The 16,976-nt window shown below is 38.4% G+C and carries 17 protein-coding genes; 9 read left to right on the top strand and 8 right to left on the bottom strand.

Translation table 11 applies throughout. The annotated features are described in order from the left end of the window. On the top strand, nucleotides 1-189 hold a 189-nt coding region (locus F6K13_RS02355; protein ID WP_375340650.1), incomplete at its 5' end, for an ImmA/IrrE family metallo-endopeptidase. A gap of 558 nt (nucleotides 190-747) precedes the next feature. Here the strand turns inward: F6K13_RS02355 and F6K13_RS02350 are convergent. The 3 genes from F6K13_RS02350 to glgX all read right to left on the bottom strand — a co-directional run bounded on the left by F6K13_RS02350 (nucleotide 748) and on the right by glgX (nucleotide 3,335). Then, complete coding sequence (locus F6K13_RS02350; protein ID WP_124155502.1) at nucleotides 748-927, bottom strand: hypothetical protein; 180 nt, start codon at nucleotides 925-927, stop codon at nucleotides 748-750. Next, complete coding sequence (locus F6K13_RS02345) at nucleotides 924-1,067, bottom strand: hypothetical protein (RefSeq protein ID WP_161564710.1); 144 nt, start codon at nucleotides 1,065-1,067, stop codon at nucleotides 924-926. The genes F6K13_RS02350 and F6K13_RS02345 overlap by 4 nt, the downstream gene beginning before the upstream one ends. Nucleotides 1,068-1,214: 147 nt before the next feature. Next, a complete protein-coding gene (glgX, locus tag F6K13_RS02340; RefSeq protein WP_124147263.1) occupies nucleotides 1,215-3,335 on the bottom strand; it encodes a glycogen debranching protein GlgX in 2,121 nt (706 codons plus the stop codon). 88 nt (nucleotides 3,336-3,423) lie between these two features. On the opposite strand from glgX, the gene F6K13_RS02335 reads away from it, so the two are divergent. Beyond that, nucleotides 3,424-3,897 carry a universal stress protein gene (locus tag F6K13_RS02335; protein WP_124147273.1) on the top strand — a complete coding sequence of 158 codons (474 nt, stop codon included), beginning with the start codon at nucleotides 3,424-3,426 and terminating at the stop codon, nucleotides 3,895-3,897. 901 nt (nucleotides 3,898-4,798) lie between these two features. Beyond that, the gene (locus F6K13_RS02330; protein ID WP_124147264.1) at nucleotides 4,799-5,263 is read left to right on the top strand and encodes a universal stress protein; all 465 of its coding nucleotides are present in this window, start codon (nucleotides 4,799-4,801) and stop codon (nucleotides 5,261-5,263) included. 519 nt (nucleotides 5,264-5,782) lie between these two features. Here the strand turns inward: F6K13_RS02330 and F6K13_RS02325 are convergent. Together F6K13_RS02325 and F6K13_RS02320 are read right to left on the bottom strand one after the other, a co-directional pair. Next, on the bottom strand, nucleotides 5,783-6,004 hold the full coding sequence (locus tag F6K13_RS02325; RefSeq protein ID WP_124147265.1) for a hypothetical protein: 222 nt from the start codon (nucleotides 6,002-6,004) through the stop codon (nucleotides 5,783-5,785). Next, the gene (locus F6K13_RS02320) at nucleotides 6,001-7,374 is read right to left on the bottom strand and encodes a cytochrome P450 (protein ID WP_124147274.1); all 1,374 of its coding nucleotides are present in this window, start codon (nucleotides 7,372-7,374) and stop codon (nucleotides 6,001-6,003) included. Before F6K13_RS02320 ends, F6K13_RS02325 begins: the two co-directional genes overlap by 4 nt. Nucleotides 7,375-7,565: 191 nt before the next feature. On the opposite strand from F6K13_RS02320, the gene F6K13_RS02315 reads away from it, so the two are divergent. Then, nucleotides 7,566-7,760 (top strand): hypothetical protein, encoded by a 195-nt coding sequence (locus F6K13_RS02315; RefSeq protein ID WP_124147266.1) that lies wholly within the window; start codon nucleotides 7,566-7,568, stop codon nucleotides 7,758-7,760. A gap of 136 nt (nucleotides 7,761-7,896) precedes the next feature. Here the strand turns inward: F6K13_RS02315 and F6K13_RS02310 are convergent, their stop codons facing one another. Then, nucleotides 7,897-9,075 carry a tetratricopeptide repeat protein gene (locus F6K13_RS02310; protein WP_287242027.1) on the bottom strand — a complete coding sequence of 393 codons (1,179 nt, stop codon included), beginning with the start codon at nucleotides 9,073-9,075 and terminating at the stop codon, nucleotides 7,897-7,899. Between the two features lie 36 nt (nucleotides 9,076-9,111). On the opposite strand from F6K13_RS02310, the gene F6K13_RS02305 reads away from it, so the two are divergent. After that, a complete protein-coding gene (locus tag F6K13_RS02305; RefSeq protein WP_161565019.1) occupies nucleotides 9,112-9,282 on the top strand; it encodes a hypothetical protein in 171 nt (56 codons plus the stop codon). A gap of 614 nt (nucleotides 9,283-9,896) precedes the next feature. Here F6K13_RS02305 and hemL read toward each other — a convergent pair. Next, the gene (gene hemL / locus F6K13_RS02300; protein ID WP_124147268.1) at nucleotides 9,897-11,195 is read right to left on the bottom strand and encodes a glutamate-1-semialdehyde 2,1-aminomutase; all 1,299 of its coding nucleotides are present in this window, start codon (nucleotides 11,193-11,195) and stop codon (nucleotides 9,897-9,899) included. Between the two features lie 277 nt (nucleotides 11,196-11,472). On the opposite strand from hemL, the gene hisIE reads away from it, so the two are divergent. The 4 genes from hisIE (at nucleotide 11,473) to F6K13_RS02280 (ending at nucleotide 15,654) form a co-directional block, all read left to right on the top strand. Next, nucleotides 11,473-12,132 carry a bifunctional phosphoribosyl-AMP cyclohydrolase/phosphoribosyl-ATP diphosphatase HisIE gene (gene hisIE / locus F6K13_RS02295; RefSeq protein ID WP_124155072.1) on the top strand — a complete coding sequence of 220 codons (660 nt, stop codon included), beginning with the start codon at nucleotides 11,473-11,475 and terminating at the stop codon, nucleotides 12,130-12,132. 142 nt (nucleotides 12,133-12,274) lie between these two features. Continuing rightward, nucleotides 12,275-12,718, top strand: a complete 444-nt coding sequence (locus F6K13_RS02290; RefSeq protein ID WP_124147270.1) for a lipocalin-like domain-containing protein — start codon at nucleotides 12,275-12,277, stop codon at nucleotides 12,716-12,718. Nucleotides 12,719-12,889: 171 nt separating this feature from the next. Further along, nucleotides 12,890-14,419 (top strand): alpha-amylase family glycosyl hydrolase, encoded by a 1,530-nt coding sequence (locus F6K13_RS02285; RefSeq protein WP_287286752.1) that lies wholly within the window; start codon nucleotides 12,890-12,892, stop codon nucleotides 14,417-14,419. 188 nt (nucleotides 14,420-14,607) lie between these two features. Next, nucleotides 14,608-15,654: a M23 family metallopeptidase gene (locus tag F6K13_RS02280; RefSeq protein WP_124155071.1), complete on the top strand. Its 1,047-nt coding sequence runs from the start codon at nucleotides 14,608-14,610 to the stop codon at nucleotides 15,652-15,654. A 482-nt stretch (nucleotides 15,655-16,136) separates the two neighbouring features. Here the strand turns inward: F6K13_RS02280 and F6K13_RS02275 are convergent, their stop codons facing one another. Then, nucleotides 16,137-16,736, bottom strand: coding sequence for a sigma-70 family RNA polymerase sigma factor (locus F6K13_RS02275; protein WP_287242035.1), 600 nt, complete (start codon nucleotides 16,734-16,736; stop codon nucleotides 16,137-16,139). Nucleotides 16,737-16,976: the final 240 nt, after the last annotated feature.

The following is a 16,976-nucleotide window of genomic DNA, read 5'->3' as shown; positions in this document are numbered from 1 at the left end:
GAAAAAAGACAAGGCAAAGATTTAACTAAGTGGTCAAATCTTTATAAAATCAAAGATGAGTTAGGCGTCAGCATTTCTAATTTAACTTACCGTCTGCAAGAGTTTGGCTGGATTTATATTCCTAAAGGTAGTCGAACAATTCATCGGGGACCTGAGGAAATTCAAGGACAAACACAACTGTTTGGATAAGTTTAAAAACGGACAGGAGGAAATTAGCCAGCCTGTTTCAACGGCTGGTTGAATAATATTAGGAGTCAGGAGTCAGGAGTCAGGAGAAATGCGAATTACACAGGATGTAGTTGGAAGAATTGTCCCTTAATTTTTCTGTGCTTGTCTGCACAAAATGCTAATACCCATAAGCTTTCTTGACCGAAAAGCTGGTACTTTTTTTCAACCAAATAAGACTGAAACCTTTATATGTCAATGCTTTTATAGTTGATCGGCAAGTCCTACAACGCTTTTCATATTGATGAACCACATCGTCATAATCACGCGCCTTGTAGGGATGTTCCATGGAACGTCTCTACTGTGGTCTACCGAAATGAAAACCGCTGTAATTAAACAGACATGATATCAGGAGTAAAAATAGTTACTCTGAGCGCCATTGCCAAATATTTCTCTATCTCCCCACATTCCCCTCCTGGGAGGGGTTAGGGGTGGGTCCAAATCACACCAATGCTACCGGACATGATATAACTTCTAACTCCTGACTCCTGACTCCTGACTCCTGTGAAATCATACATTTATTCAGCAACGCCGATTTAACTTATTGTCTGAATCTTTAAGAAATTTGTACCTCGTGTATGCTTGGTAGGAATACCACCCACCATCAAAACTTTCTCCCCTGGGGTAGCAAAATTTAGTTTCAATAAATAATTTTGAGCTTGTGCCGTTTAAATCTTCAAAAGATTCTACTTCTTCATTCAATCTTGATATTGACTTTTAAGAATCGGCAAAATATTCTCATCAAAAGCCTGTTGGAAACCAGAGGTATCTAGCGGATACAGTCCATCAATTCCCTGCACAGAACCAATAGTTCCCCCAGTGTATAAAATGCCTATGTTCATTAGGAAATGAAAAAATTAACTATGTTTACCACTAAGACTATACAATTAATCCTATAATTAAGATACATCCATAAATTAGATTAGGCAATGGAGAGAATTGAAGCTTTTCAGTCATTTCTTGATAATTGCTGAGGTAAAGTCTCCATATTAATTGAGTTTTGCCATTAAAACAATAGCAGACCGCGGCTCGACCCGATACCTAACACCAATAACTTTTGTAGCTGTATCTAAATCATTAAAATCTTTAGGAGAAGGAAAAGCAGTATTAATAATTAAATACCAACTTTCCCCTTTTTTTAAACGTGGTAACTCAAACATTAAAGGTTTCCAATAAGCATTCAAAATAATATGAAAATATTCACCACTTTTTGGATGCTTCAAACTAAAAGCTAAAGTCCGAGAATCTAGATGCCAATCAGGTTTACCTAAACGTACTCCATGCCAACTAATATTAGGTACTTTATTCGAGTCAACTTCCTTTTTCTCTCTAGGTAAAGATGATTCTGGAGAACCCGAACCAACTGTAGCTAAAACCTTATCTACCCGCATCATTTCTAACTCTTGGGTAAAATGAATAATCCCTTTAACAAATCGCAGTAAATCCCTTTGTTTGTCAATTTGCTCCCAATCAAACCAACTTAGTTCATTATTCTGACAATAACCATTATTATTACCAAGTTGAGTTCGCCTTACTTCATCTCCCATTAAAATCATTGGCGTGCCTTGGGAGAAAAATAATATGGCGAACAAATTCTTAATTTGTCGCAGTCGTAATCTTTCAATTTCCTGCTTATTAGTTAATCCTTCAACCCCACAATTCCAGCTATAATTATCATTAGCACCATCGCGATTATCTTCACAATTAGCTTCATTATGTTTTTCATTATAAGAAACTAAATCATTCATAGTAAAACCATCATGGCAAGTAATAAAATTAATACTATGATTGGGTTCGCGGTCTGGTTGAGGATAAATATCAGGACTACCCATAATTCTAGCCGCTAACTTATCAACTATCTTGGGGTCACTTTTGACAAACTGACGAACATCATCACGATAATGTCCGTTCCATTCAGCAAAGCGATCGCCAATAAATGAACCAACTTGATATAATCCCGCAGCATCCCAAGCTTCTGCAATAATTTTTGCCCCTGCCAGAACAGGATCGGATTCAATTGCCCATAACACAGGTGGATCTTCCAACGGATCGCCAGTCATACTCCGAGACATAACAGATGCCAAATCAAACCGGAACCCATCAACGTGCATTTCTCTAACCCAGTAACAAAGACAGTCAACAATTAAGCGATGTACAAAAGGATTATTTGTATTGAAAGTATTGCCACAACCACTATAGTTACTGTAATAAGTGGAGTCGTCTGTCTCCAGAATGTAATAAGTAGAATTTTCCAGTCCCCGAAAAGAAACTGTCGGTCCGTTTTCATTACCCTCTGCAGTATGATTAAAAACCACATCCAAAATTACTTCTATTCCAGCTTTGTGCAAAGCTTTTACCATATCTCGGAATTCATCCATCGGTCCGAAAATATCTTTGCGAGAACTATAATTGTGGTGAGGAGTAAAAAATGCGATCGGGCTATAACCCCAATAATTGATTAGAGGTTCGCGCACATCTTGTTCATCAAATTGTTGTACGGGTAATAATTCTACAGCAGTAATTCCCAATTCTTTCAGGTAGGGAATTTTTTCAATTAGTCCGGCAAAAGTACCCCGCTTTTCTGGGGAAACGCCAGAATTAGGATTACGAGTAAATCCACCAACGTGCATTTCATAGATAACTGTATGAGCGTAAGGTATGTTTAGAGGTATATCGTCTTCCCAGTCATAAGTAGTTGGGTCAACTACTACCCCTTTGAGAGCATAGGCACAATTATCACCATAACCAGTAGCAGCTTCACGACTATATTTTTCTTGTCCCACTACTACCCTAGCGTAAGGGTCTAGTAATACCTTTGTACCATCAAATCGATGACCTTTTTCTGGCTCAAGTGGTCCATAAACTCGGTAAGCATATATTTGTCCTGCCTTAAGACCATAAATAAATATGTGCCAGTAATGATGGGTTTTATGTTGTTTAGGGTCGAGTAAAATTACTTGCTCTGGTTGAGCTGCGTCAGGTTCATCAAATAGTAATAATTCTATTGCTGTAGCATTTTTAGAGTAAATGGAAAAATTTACTCCTTTGGGGTCTTTTAAGAGTGTTGCGCCAATGGGAAAACTATTACCTGGTAATATATTAAGATTCATAATTCTTGACTTATTTAACTATTAGATAACCTTGGTAATTTTATACAATGTAAATAGATATTTAACAAAACCATTGGAAGTATTAATTATGTATGAAAAAATTTTAGTTGCCATCGATACATCTGCTATGGGCGATCGCGTGTTTGATATAGCCCTAAAGTTAGCAAAAATCAGTAACCCTAGTCTGATGTTGGTTCATATTCTCTCGGAGGAGGCAGAAGAAAGTCCGATAAATTATTGGCCAATGATTGGTACTGACATTGGCACTAACCCAGAGATGATGAAAGAGTATCATCAACTTTGGGAAAAATTTGAGAAACAATGTTTACAAATGTTGAAATCAAAAGCAGATAAAGCAAAAGAACTTGGGTTCAATACAGAATTTACCCAAATCAGAGGCAACCCTGGTCGGGAAATATGTAAATTAGCTCAAAAGTGTAATGCTGATTTAATCGTTATGGGACGCCGTGGGCATTCCGTTTTTAGTGAACTGCTATTGGGTAGTGTCAGTAATTATGTTATTCATCGTGCTCATTGTTCTGTTCATATTGTACAGGATTAGCTTTTTTTATTAGGCATCTCCTCCAAAAGTAGGGAACAGGGAACAGGGAACAGGGAACAGGGAACCCACCCCTAACCCCTCCCAGGAGGGGAATAATTGATAATTTATGGATAATAATTGATTTGATTTTTGATTTTTACCAGATGTCTATTAGGCATCTCCTCCAAAAGTAGGGACGTTGCATGCAACGTCCGTAGGGAGTAGAGGGAAAGGGTGGTGGTGCATAGTAATGAGAGAGTGTGCAGAGTGTGCGGAGTGTGCGGAGTGTGGTCAGAAATTAAAAAATATGTATCTTCACTATTACTATGCAGGACTACCGGGGAAAGAATTGATGAATAAGACTGCAATAATTGATTTTATTTTTTATTATTGGAGATATCTATTAGTAATGAGCAATTATTCATTAGTATTCATTTATATCTATAGTGTTTTTATTTTAGATGTCAATCTAAATTGAGGTTTTTTCTCAGAAAAAAAGCACGGCAATCAATTACTTTATCCCTTTGTGTTTGCCACTATTTAATGCTGCTTTCCCCCTTTACTATTCTCTCCATACCTCCATATCTTTTTCATACCACTTGTTTTCCACCTCCCAGATAAAAAGGCTATATTAATAATTGCTTATGGATATTCTGGTAAGAGCTAACTCTATCAAGAAAGCTACTCAAAATCATAATTTCCATTTTCACTAGGAATAATTAGTCTGAGATTGACTATAGTGAAATCAACATTAAAATATATATTCTTTTTCTGATAATTCAGATACAATAATTACTATAGCAGTCTAAGGAAAGGTTAGGACATATCAAAAGCTCATAACTCAGACAAAGCAAGCTTTTTCCTTCTTTTTTCTTCCTTCTCCTATATCAGACAAAATAATTAAATTTTCATCATAAAGATTATGTATCAAAAAATTCTAGCAACAATGGACACATCAGCAGCAAGCGATCGCGTATTTGCCACTGCTCTCAATTTAGCAAAACTCAATAATTCCTACTTAAAACTAATGCACGTTTTATCTCCCGAAGAAGGAGAAATACCCGTTAAATTTGGAGCTATTTCCCGGGAATTTAACAAAGAATTGATTGCGGAATATCAACAAAAATGGAAAGATTTTGACCAAAAATGTCTAGAAATGTTGCAGTCACGAGCTAACGAAGCTACAACAGCAGGGATAAACACAGAATTTATTCAAACTGAGGGTGTACCTGGAAAGCAGATCTGTAAGGTAGCTCAGGAATGGGGTGCTGAACTAATAGTTATGGGACGCAGAGGACATTCTGTTTTCAGCGAAATGGTTATAGGTAGTGTGAGCAGTTATGTAATTCACCGGGCGAAATGTTCGGTGTTAGTTGTGCAGCAATAGTTTTTGGGTAGTTGTGCATTGTAATGGTATAGCTAGTGGGAGCATCTTGCTCCCGTTCTAATTAGGGTTTGCGCTTCACTAGTCTTTTAGTAGGGGTAGGAGACAGGAGACAGGAGACAGGAGACAGGAGAAATAGGAATTAATTAGGAGGTAGTCGGAAAAATTGTAAGAGTGATTTTTCTGCCATAATCGTCCCAAAATACTAGCATGCATGAGCTTTTTGAGCTGAAAAGCTGGTACTTTTTTAGACAAAAAAATACTAAAACCTTTATCTGTCAATGCTTTGATATTTATTCAGCAAACCCTAATTATTTTGGTCACGGTATAGACAGTGAGAGAATCTTGCTCCCGTTCTAATTATTTTGGTCATGGCATAGACAGTGAGAGAATCTTGCTCCCGTTCTAAGTTTTCCCGATCTCAACCTACCATTACGGGAGCAGGACTACCAATTTTTGTAGGTGTGGATTCAATTTGTCAATTTTACTGTACAGTGCTTTTCAAATGCATGAACCACATCGTCACAACTGAAATCCTGTAGGGGAAAATATCAGGAACGGGCAAGATGCCCATTCCACAAAACTATTAAAATCATCCCGCATTTTATGCAACGCCCATGAATGTTGCTTAAAATTGGTTCGGGTGATAGGAGGCAAAGTGGCGTGCTGGAGACTATCCATAAGCAATTTTTCCTTCTGCCTTCTGCCTTCTGCCTTCTGCCTTCTGCCTTCTGCCTTCTTCAAACAGCCGCAACCGAGGGAGATTGTTGTGTTTGTGACATACACTTCCCAGTCATTACCATTTTTACTCCACCAGCAGGAGCTAAAGTTACACCGCGACGTACTGCTTTGACTGTTTTTTTCTCCGCCAAAACCAAACTATAACGTTTGAGAATAGTTGCTAATACCAGTTTCATTTCAAACATAGCAAATGCTGCTCCAATACAACGACGACTACTACCGCCAAAAGGCAAAAATTCATAAGCAGAATATTGCCTTTCCAAAAATCGTTCTGGTTTAAATTTTTCCGGTTCGGGATACAAATCTTCCCGGTGATGAGTTAAATAAATACAGGGAGATAGAGCAGTACCCTCTGGATATGTTTGACCCATAATTGTGATTGGTGATTTAGCTATTCGTGAAAATGCAATTATTGCTACTGGGTAGATACGCAGGGTTTCAGAGCAAACTGCATTCAGATAAGGGAGCTTGATAACTGCCATTGGATCTGGGTTATCTCCAAGGTCTTCCAATTCTGACAATAGCTTATTATAAATTTCTGGTTGGAGGTGAATCCAGTAAAACGCCCATGCTAATGCTGTGGCAGTAGTTTCATGTCCGGCAAATAGTAGTGTCATTAACTCATCCCGCAATTCACGATCGCTCATAGGTTCCCCTGCTTCATCCCTAGCTAATAGCAACATTGTTAGGATATCAGAGCGTTCAGAGTCTAGTTGTTGACGACGTGCTGCAATTTCTGCATATAGTAACTCATCAACTTCTTGCCGTTGTCTGAGAAATTTACCCCACGGACTCCATTTACCCAAATCAACTTGGAGAAACTTGAAAAATAGCATACTTGCTTTCGAGGGAGAAGCTAGTGATTCTAGAGCTAAAGTCAAAAGTTGCTCTAATTTATCATACCTCTGTCCTTCCTCTAAACCGAAGACCGCCTGTAATATCACCTTTAAAGATATCTCTTGAGTTGATTCTCTCATAGAAAATGGCTGCCCTACTACCCACTTACTAGCTACTTTTTCAGCGATCGCGCAAATTAACTCACCATAAGCTTGCATTCGTTCCCCATGAAAGGGTGGCATTAATAGTTGACGTTGACGTTGGTGGAGAGTACCATCAAGCAAAGCTAGGGAGCTATCTCCCAATAGTGGTAGCAAAAACAAATTTCCCATACCAGAATCAAACTGTTTGGGATTAGTCTTGAGAATCTCTTCAATGGCCTTCGGATGACTGATAAATACCATTGGATAATTCAATTTTACTTGAAATGCGTCTCCATATTCCTCTGCACATTTTTCCATAAATGTCAAGGGTTTGGCTACCCACTGGAGGAGTTGAATCAAAGCTGGAGCTTTTGGACCTAGCAGTTGTGTCATAGTCATATTTCTATCTAGTTATCTTTTCCCTAACTATTTTAAAAGAAATAAAAAAATAAAGATTTATCCTATTTAAGACTATTAGATATCTCCAGAAAATAAACTTGCCCTTTGTTTAATATAAGCTAGAGTTGTAAAATTCACTTCCCTAAATCATTTTTCGTACCTTTTTCCTAAAAATATCTTCCCTGTTGCCTGTTGCCTACTATGCGCAAAAAGTCTATATCTTTTTCACCAGATGTCTATTAGACATCTCCAGAAAAGAGGGAATAGGGAATAGGTATGGAGGGGGAAATAATATCAAATCCGGTAGCATCGGTGTAATTAGATGGGGAGATGGGGAGATGGGGAGATGGGGAGATGGGGAAATATTTGGTAATGGTTGAAGATGGAACATTTTTTTATACCGAATTAAACGGATTTGATATAATTGATAATTTCTGTACGATAATTGATTTGATTTTTGATTTTTACCAGATGTCTATTAGCTCAGAATTTCTATGACTTTAGTCTCTAAAGTAGTCAATTAGACTTTATTTCCCTAGCGCGCTCCCAACTTTTATTAGCTTCTTCCATTAAACCTAAATCTCTCAAAACATTCCCCCGCTCATACCAACCATTGTCAAAATTAGGTTTAATTTCTAAAGCCTTGTTATAACAACCAATAGCTTCTGTTAAACTTCCTAAGTTAACTAGAAAACTAGCTTTATTATACCAAGCCAAATAATAATCTACCTTAATTTTTAGAGCCTTGTCACAACTAGCGATCGCCTCTTGCCACCTTCCTAACTTTCCCAGTGCTTCAGCACGGTTATTCCAAGCCAAATAATCATCAGACTTAATTTCTATTGCTTTATCATGGCTAGCGATCGCTTCTTCCCACCTTTCTAGTTGTACTAAAGCTTTCCCACGATTGTACCAAACTTGATGGTAATCTGGCTTTAGAGTCAGAGCGCTTTCCCAACTATCAACTGCTCCAAGTAAATCTCCTGCTTTAGCTTGCTCTAAACCCAACTTCGCCCATATTTCAGCATTACTCTCAGCAGACTGTGCTTGATTTTCCACTCCTACCCCAAGCTGACTAACCATTGCCTGAATAACTACTCTAGGGTCACTCGTTTGTACCCCTAACTGTTGGGCAACTGTTGCTAATAAATTAGGGTTTTCCTGAAGTTTAACTACTAATTCTGACATGGCATCATCATCTTTTTCTTCACTCACAAATGTTTGTAGAGGTGGAGAAACACCAACATCAAGTCCATCATATTCCCAGATCGCCCCACTATCATCCCTACTTAAAAGTTGAGTACCAATGTTGTGACCCATTGCTCCCAAAGATTGTAGAGAAGGTAGCGATCGCGTCAATTCAGCAAACCCTAACATTCTCTGAGCTAACTCATCATTAGGTTTAGGGGAGACTAATAACCTTTCTCCAAACCGTTGCAACCATTCCTGCCAAAGTTCAGGTTTGCCCCTTTCTCCTAATTCATCAAAAAATTTCTGCACGCGCTCAGACTGCCAACCCTGGGCAACACCCTCCAATAGTTGACCAAACAAAAAATCGTAATCTGTATCTGTCAGTGGGGGCAAAGACTCAGAAGTTGGTTGAGTGTTCTCAGATACATCTAGATGAGACTGAGAAAATAACCCCAAAAGTTTTGTCCATAAATTTTTTAGCCATTGCCAAATTCTATGAAGCATTTGTTATATCATGTCCGGTTGAATAGTTATAAATAAATGACGGAGGAGTCAGGAGTCAGGAGTCAGGAGTCAGGAGGGAAGAAAGAAGGAAAAAGTAAGAAAACAGAGGAGGAAAAGGAGAAAGTTTTTTTTGTCACTAATTATCCGGACATAATATTAAATATAAGAAGTAGTTTAAAAGACTGTAGAAAATCGTTACCTAAATAAGTATCATTCTGACAAGACTTTTCCAAGCCAATTGTAGATGTTTTACTAGCATAACTCTCTTCATTTTCTATGACTTTTATGCCAACTATTCGAGCCTTCATCTCCCAAAAAATAATCTATCAGTAATAGACATCTCCGATAATAAAAAATCAAATCAATTATCACACTATATATATCAATTCTTTCCCCCTACTGCCTACTCCCTCTTTTGGTGGAGATGTCTAATGGGTAATGATCAACTTATAAAGTCATCAATTACCCATTTGAAAACTTTTATGGCACTACGGATTTAGGTTAGGACACTACTAAACCCTATTTGCGTTTGCGTAGCATCCCGTAGGGAAGCATTGGCCTAGGAAAAACTAGCGTCATAGATTACTTTTTAATTTTGACTTTTTAATTTTGACTTTTGACTTCTAACTTGCGCGTAGCGCTATACTTTCCTCGCGGGAAGTCCCGCGCTGTAATATTCGATTCAGCGCCGTATGGGAGAGCCAGAACATCCTATACTGAGGGAGACAGGGGGAGAACATCACCTCTGTCTGTATAAACTGCAACTCCTTTGCGGGTTGAAGAACCCCGCGTTGTCGCTCAAGCGCAACGTCGGAAGTATGTCAAAGACTAGACATAACTTCTTTTGCTGCAGCTAAAGTTTTGTCAATATCTTCCTCTGTGTGAGCTAAAGAAGTAAAACCTGCTTCAAATTGAGAAGGTGCTAGATAAATTCCTCGCTCCAACATTCCACGATGGAACTTGCTAAACTTACTCAAATCAGACTTTTTGGCATTTTCATAATCGTGAACTGGGCCTTTATTGAAAAAGATACCAAACATTGCACTAATATGCCCACCACAAATAGGGTTACCAGTTTCTTTTCCAACCGCTAATAAGCCATCAGCAAGTCTTTTAGTAATTTTATCTAACTGTTCATAGGTACCTGGTTCCTTTAGTAACTTCAGAGTCTTAATACCAGCAGTCATAGCTAGAGGATTACCAGACAGAGTACCTGCTTGATACATTGGGCCTGCTGGGGCTACCATTGACATAATATCCTCGCGACCACCATAAGCTCCTACAGGCAAACCACCACCAATAATTTTGCCTAAAGTTGTTAGGTCTGGAGTAACCTGAAATTTTTCCTGAGCACCACCATAAGCAATACGAAAGCCAGTCATAACTTCGTCAAACACCAGTAAAGCATCATTGTCTTGAGTAATCATCCGTAACCCTTCCAAGAAACCTGCATCTGGGGTAATAAATCCAGAGTTACCAACTACTGGTTCGAGGATAACACCAGAAATTTGGTCAGGGTTGTCGGCAAAAAGTTGCTTAACTGCTTCTAAGTCGTTGTAGGGAGCAGTTAGGGTATTGCTAGTAACAGACTTAGGGACTCCAGGAGAGTCTGGCAGACCCAGAGTTGCCACACCAGAACCAGCTTTAACGAGGAACATATCAGCGTGGCCATGATAACAACCTTCAAATTTTATGACTTTGTCTCTACCTGTAAAAGCTCTCATTAAACGCAGTACGGCCATACAAGCTTCTGTACCAGAATTGACAAAGCGGACCATTTCGATGCTAGGTACAGCATCAATAACCATTTCAGCCAAGATATTTTCTAAAGCACAGGGTGCGCCAAAGCTGGTGCCTTTTTCCAGAACTTCTTTGAGGGAATTTAATACATCTGGGTGAGCATGACCACAGATAGCAGGTCCCCAAGTACCAACATAGTCAATATATTGATTGCCATCAACATCCCAGATATATGCTCCCTTGACTTGATCGAATACAATTGGTTGGCCACCAACAGACTTAAATGCTCTGACTGGGGAACTTACTCCCCCAGGCATGAGTTTTTGGGCTGCTGCAAAAATTTCTTCAGATTTAGTTGTGTTGAGTGTAGTAACTACCAAGTTAATCTCCTTCATTTGTGTTTGTTTCAATCCCTACGGGGGATTTTATGTTATCACCAAATTAAAATAAACCTTATGTATATTTAGGTAATTGTATCATTGCCCTAGGGGCATATTTATAGTTAATCTTGGAGAATTATGAAGCTTTTTTTGACAATTTATTGATGGTATGATATAGGCGATAAAAAAATAAATTAAAACTTAAAATTAAATATTCAGAAAATACTCAGAAGATATCCTAGACTTCGAGTATACAAATAGATTTTTTTGGCAAATTATGTCTACCTCCGAACCAGTAGCTTTAAGTCAATCGATTCCAGTGGAGCAGGTTCGTTACAATGAACAAGGACTTGTGCCTGCTATTATTCAAGATTATTTAGATGGTACAGTGTTAATGATGGCCTGGATGAATCAGGGAGCATTGCAAAAAACTCTAGAAACAGGGCAAACTTGGTTTTGGAGTCGTTCTCGTCAGCAGTTTTGGCATAAAGGGGCAACTTCTGGTCATTTTCAGAATATTCAGTGGATACGCTACGACTGTGACAGCGATACTTTGTTACTAGGAGTGGAACAGGTCGGAGATATTGCCTGCCATAGGGGAGAGAGGAGTTGTTTTCATCAGGTGGATGGAGAAGTTGTCAAGCCACCTGCGGATATTTTATCTCAGCTTTTTGATGTGATTTGCGATCGCCGCGACCATCCCCAGGAGGGTTCTTATACTTGTAAATTATTTGCCGGGGGAGATAATAAGATTCTCAAGAAAATTGGGGAAGAGTCAGCGGAGGTAGTCATGGCGTGTAAGGATGATGAGAAAGAGGCGATCGCTTCGGAGGTGGCAGATTTGTTTTACCATACTTTAGTTGCTCTTGCCCAACATAATGTTGAGTTGCGAGATGTATATCGGAAGTTGGATGAACGCAGACCAAAAAATAAATAAGTGGCGCTGCTGAATTAGACATTGATTTTCCAAGGCGAGACCTTATTCTTTTGTCAAAATTAGACAAGTTAGAAAGTTAAGCAGTCAACAATCTAATCCTCTACTATATATTAATTTCTGGAAAACAAAATCAGGAACTAAAATGGTACAAAACCGATTTGTTGGAACTTGGCGACTGGTATCTTTTGAACTCAAAGATGTAAATGGTAAAGTAAGCTACCCATACGGTAAAGATACAATCGGATATCTAATGTATACAGAAGATGGATATATGTCAACGGTAATTATGGCTGCAAGGCGTCCCAAGTTTTCCTCTGCAGATTTTTTGGGAGGAAGTACACAGGAGAAAGCTAACGCTATGGAAACATATATCTCCTATTGTGGTAGCTATGAAATTAAGGATAAAAAAGTAATTCATCATGTTAAAGCCTCTTTATTTCCTAATTGGGTTGGTACAAACCAAGAACGTTTCTTTGAATTTACAGAAAATTATTTATTATTAACTACACCTTCCTTTAAGGTGAGTGACAAACGGTTGACTGGAGATCTGATATGGGAACCTTGTATTAAAACAATACTAAATTGATCGGGACTTACGCTGAAACTCTACTTATGGGGAGGGCGTTAGCGGAGCTTGGCGTTAGCCAATTCGCCTCTACAGATGGTGGTTTAACAGTCAATTTGCGTAAGTCCTGTTGATATTAGATACAGCATCAATAACCTTCTAGACAAAGATGATGAAAAACAAGCGATCGCTTTGCCAGTAAGGGATTTGTTCTATGATGTTATGGATAGTTTGAAACTCTCAAATATGAAATATATGATTAATCCTTCCCTATATCAAATAAACACCCGTGTTTGGCTCAATAGATTGTCCCAAAAGTTTGGTCGTCGCGCCACCTTAGATGATATTCCCGATCCAGAATTAGACCAAATAGTACACTGGGGATTTGACTGGGTATACTTTTTAGGAGTTTGGCAAACAGGAATAATGGCGCGAGATATCTCTCGTGCAAATCCTGATGTGCGAAAGGAAGCTATAGAACTTTTTGATGATGAGTTCCAAGAAGATTATATTTGCGGGTCTTGTTTTGCGGTAACAGGTTATCACATCCATGAAAATCTTGGTGACAATGCAGCTATGTTACGACTGCGCGATCGCCTCCATCAAAGGGGGCTAAAACTCATGCTTGATTTTGTTCCCAACCATACCGCCCCCGACCATCCTTGGGTACAAACAAATCCTGACTTTTATGTTCACGGAACTCAGGCCGATCTTGAACGAGAACCCCAGAACTATATACGAATAGAATTGCCAACAGGTAGCCAAATATTTGCTCATGGAAGAGACCCCTATTTTCCAGGTTGGTCTGATACTTTGCAACTGAACTACGGCAACCCCAAATTACAGGAGGGGATGTTAGCAGAATTATTCAATATTGCTCATTTGTGCGATGGTGTTCGTTGCGATATGGCAATGCTAATATTGCCAGATATTTTTGAGCAGACTTGGGGTATTCCAGTGCAACCGTTTTGGCCTAATGCAATTTCCCAAATTAAACAGCAACATCCAGATTTGATCTTTATGGCAGAAGTATATTGGGATTTGGAGTGGGAATTGCAACAGCGAGGATTTAATTACACTTATGACAAACGCTTATACGATCGCCTCCATCAACAGCAGGCAGTTCCAGTCAGAGAAAATCTTTATGCTGGTCTTGATTTTCAAAGTAAGTTAGCACGGTTTATGGAAAATCACGATGAACCCAGGGCAAATGCAGATTTTCCACTAAGAGTTCATGAAGCTGCTGCCATTTTGGCTTATTTTACCCCTGGTTTACATTTTTTCCATCAAGGTCAGTTACAAGGTTGGTCTAAAAAAATTTCGATGCACTTATGTTATGCTCCTGAAGAAGCTACTGTTCCACACATAGAGAGATTTTACCATCAATTATTAGATTCTTTAGCTCTGGATATTTTCCATGAGGGAAATTGGCAATTACTTGAATGTGTTACTGCATGGAAAGGAAATTCTACATGGAATAATTTTATTGCTTTCAGTTGGGAAGGAAAAGATGAGCGACTGTTGTTGATAATTGTTAACTATGCTTCTGATCGAGGGCAATGTTATGTTCAGTTGCCATTTGAGAGTCTCAGGGGTGAAACATATCGACTACAAGATTTAATGAGTGATATTAGTTACGACCGTTTGGGAGATAATTTGGTTTCACGAGGCTTATATTTGGATTTACCTGCATGGGGTTATCATGTTTTTGATGTTAATTAGGAGAGAGGCAATAGGCAACAGGCAACAGGCAACAGGCAATAGGGAGAAATAATTGATAATTTATCAGGAAAGGCAGAGGGCAGCAGACAGAAGGCAGAAGGGAATTATTAATTCTTTCCTCCTACTCCCTCTGTTCTAAAGTTGTCTATTGTTAGACTGATGATAAGTTTTAGAGGATAAAAAAACTTATGAAACTGAAAAAATATTTTTACACCTTCCTCACAATATTAGTCATAATATTAGCCAGCTATAATGCTAATGCCAATACAGTACTATTTGAAAATTCTATTATTGACAAATCTATTGCTCAAATACCAAACTCCAAGTTTGACTTGCCCATAAAATGTAACTTAGACAAAGACTGCTTTATTCTATTGTACAGCGATCGCGACCCCAGTCCAAATGCAGTAGATTTTGGCTGCGGTCGGCAAACTTACGACGGTCATAAAGGAACAGACTTTGCTATACCGGATGAAAAAACAATGGCCAGAGGTGTACCTGTAGAAGCAGTAGCTCCAGGTAAAGTATTAAGAGTGCGAGATGGAATACCTGACAAACGGGTAAAAAATCAGGCAGATAAAGAAGCAGTTGATGGTATTGAATGCGGTAATGGAGTCGTAATAGATCATGGTAATGGTTGGGAAACTCAGTCTTGCCATCTGCGCAATAGTAGTGTTACCGTTAAACCAGGAAAAGTTGTGGAAGCAGGTACTCAATTAGGAATGGTAGGAGAATCTGGTTTAGCTTCTTTTCCTCATGTACATTTGAGTATTAGATATCAGGGAAAAATTGTAGACCCATTTGTGGGAGTTAATGCTGAGAGTGGTTGCAATACTCCTCGTAACCCAATTTGGCAAAAACCGTTGAGTTATAAACCAACTGGTATTATTCGGACTGGGTTTGCTGGGGAGGCGCCTACTATGGATGATTTATGGAAAGGCAAATTTTATGACACAGTTTTACCTGGAGATATTGGAGCATTAATATTTTGGGTACAAATATACGGTGTTTTGCCTGGAGATATAGAGCATTATCAATTATTTGCTCCTAATGGCGAGCAGGTTATAGACAATAAAAAAGAAATTAAATCTGCCAGTAAAACATGGATAGGATATGCAGGAAAACGTAATAATTCTCAGCGTCCACTTGCTCTGGGTAAATGGAAGAGTCAGTATAATTTGATTCGAGGCAATAAAGTATTAATAGATGTTAGAAAAGAGGTGCAACTAAATTAGATGGGGAGATGGGGAGATGGGGAGATGGGGAGATGGGGAGATGGGGAAATATTTGGCAATGGCTGAAAATAGAAAGTTTTTTGGAGATGTCTATTGTATGATTTCACAGGAGTCAGGAGTTAGGAGTTAGTGGGACTTACACAAAATCAAGCTATAAAATAGGCTCAAGCATAGATAGGCAGAGGATTTTACGTCAAAAAGGCATAAATCCGTATGGAAGCAGGGGTTCTAGCCATTTTTAAGGCATCGACGTAATTCCCTTGTCTAGACTGACTTTGACGCATTTTTCCTACCAGAAAATGTCTAAGTACCATTAGTAGCATTGAGAAAGAAAAGGTTTGAATAGCATGAATTTAAAAATTCGTATTCAATAGAAATGAAGTAATTTTGCGATTACTGTATAACCAGATTTTATAAAATTAACACAAATTAACCTAAAAATTTGGTTAATAATAGGAATAATCACAACGCCCTACTAATTGTTAAAATCCCATCTCTTCAAGTAAACGACTTTCTAGCTCTTTCCAGCGCTTAGAAATAGTACTTTGGGTTAATCCAATTTCTTGAGCAAGTTGTCTTTGAGTTTTGCCCTGAACTCTTCCGAACCAAAGCTCCTGGTACTTTCGTTTTGGATAACATTGGTCAAGATTTTGGACAATCTGAGCTGCTTTGATGGCTAAATCTTCTATTTCCAAATTTTCCCATAGATTTAATTGGCTAGATAGTGTTTCTAGTAAAGGGACATCTGTCTCAGATACATATCGGTCTAAACTAATGCAATATCGATTTTTCCCTTGGTAAATGTAATCAATTATCGAATTTTTTGCTACTTTGGCTGACCAACGATAAAAATCCTTAATTGTGTCACCAGAAAATTTTCCTGCTTGAATTGCTTCTACAATTTTCAAGTAAGCTATCTGTAGAGCATCTTCCCAAGCAATGCTCGTATTATAAGTACGTTTGCGGGCAATCTTTTCGAGAATATTTCTGTGTTCGGAACTATTAATTAATTGATTCCAATAGTCAACTTCTCGTTTGAAGATTATTTGACTTTGAGTCTTTACAAATGTCTGAGAAAGCATAAAATACAGGTCCTAATATTTAAACTTGTGTGGCACTTACCTAATAGTTTTAGGAAAATTGATAATTATTTGTGAAATGCTTAGTATCAGGAAGTTTCGGTTGTAATTGACGACTATAAAAAATCAAACAGAAACACAACTTAGACTAATACCTCAACTAAAAGAGATAGTATTTCCAGGAATTTCATAGTTATGCAGTAAGTTTCAGCGTAGTCTAAGTTCCTTAGTCTAAAACTTGGG

Source organism: Okeania sp. SIO2B9 (assembly GCF_010672505.1).
Taxonomy (GTDB): domain Bacteria; phylum Cyanobacteriota; class Cyanobacteriia; order Cyanobacteriales; family Microcoleaceae; genus Okeania; species Okeania hirsuta.
This window is presented reverse-complemented; position numbering and strand designations above follow the sequence as displayed.

Excerpts from the sequence above, each read along its gene's own strand:
- F6K13_RS02345 (WP_161564710.1), bottom strand. The coding sequence starts at position 1,067 with ATGAACATAGGCATTTTATACACTGGGGGAACTATTGGTTCTGTGCAG.
- glgX (WP_124147263.1), bottom strand. The coding sequence starts at position 3,335 with ATGAATCTTAATATATTACCAGGTAATAGTTTTCCCATTGGCGCAACA.
- F6K13_RS02335 (WP_124147273.1), top strand. The coding sequence starts at position 3,424 with ATGTATGAAAAAATTTTAGTTGCCATCGATACATCTGCTATGGGCGAT.
- F6K13_RS02330 (WP_124147264.1), top strand. The coding sequence starts at position 4,799 with ATGTATCAAAAAATTCTAGCAACAATGGACACATCAGCAGCAAGCGAT.
- F6K13_RS02320 (WP_124147274.1), bottom strand. The coding sequence starts at position 7,374 with ATGACACAACTGCTAGGTCCAAAAGCTCCAGCTTTGATTCAACTCCTC.
- F6K13_RS02310 (WP_287242027.1), bottom strand. The coding sequence starts at position 9,075 with ATGCTTCATAGAATTTGGCAATGGCTAAAAAATTTATGGACAAAACTT.
- F6K13_RS02305 (WP_161565019.1), top strand. The coding sequence starts at position 9,112 with ATGACGGAGGAGTCAGGAGTCAGGAGTCAGGAGTCAGGAGGGAAGAAA.
- hisIE (WP_124155072.1), top strand. The coding sequence starts at position 11,473 with ATGTCTACCTCCGAACCAGTAGCTTTAAGTCAATCGATTCCAGTGGAG.
- F6K13_RS02290 (WP_124147270.1), top strand. The coding sequence starts at position 12,275 with ATGGTACAAAACCGATTTGTTGGAACTTGGCGACTGGTATCTTTTGAA.
- F6K13_RS02280 (WP_124155071.1), top strand. The coding sequence starts at position 14,608 with ATGAAACTGAAAAAATATTTTTACACCTTCCTCACAATATTAGTCATA.
- F6K13_RS02275 (WP_287242035.1), bottom strand. The coding sequence starts at position 16,736 with ATGCTTTCTCAGACATTTGTAAAGACTCAAAGTCAAATAATCTTCAAA.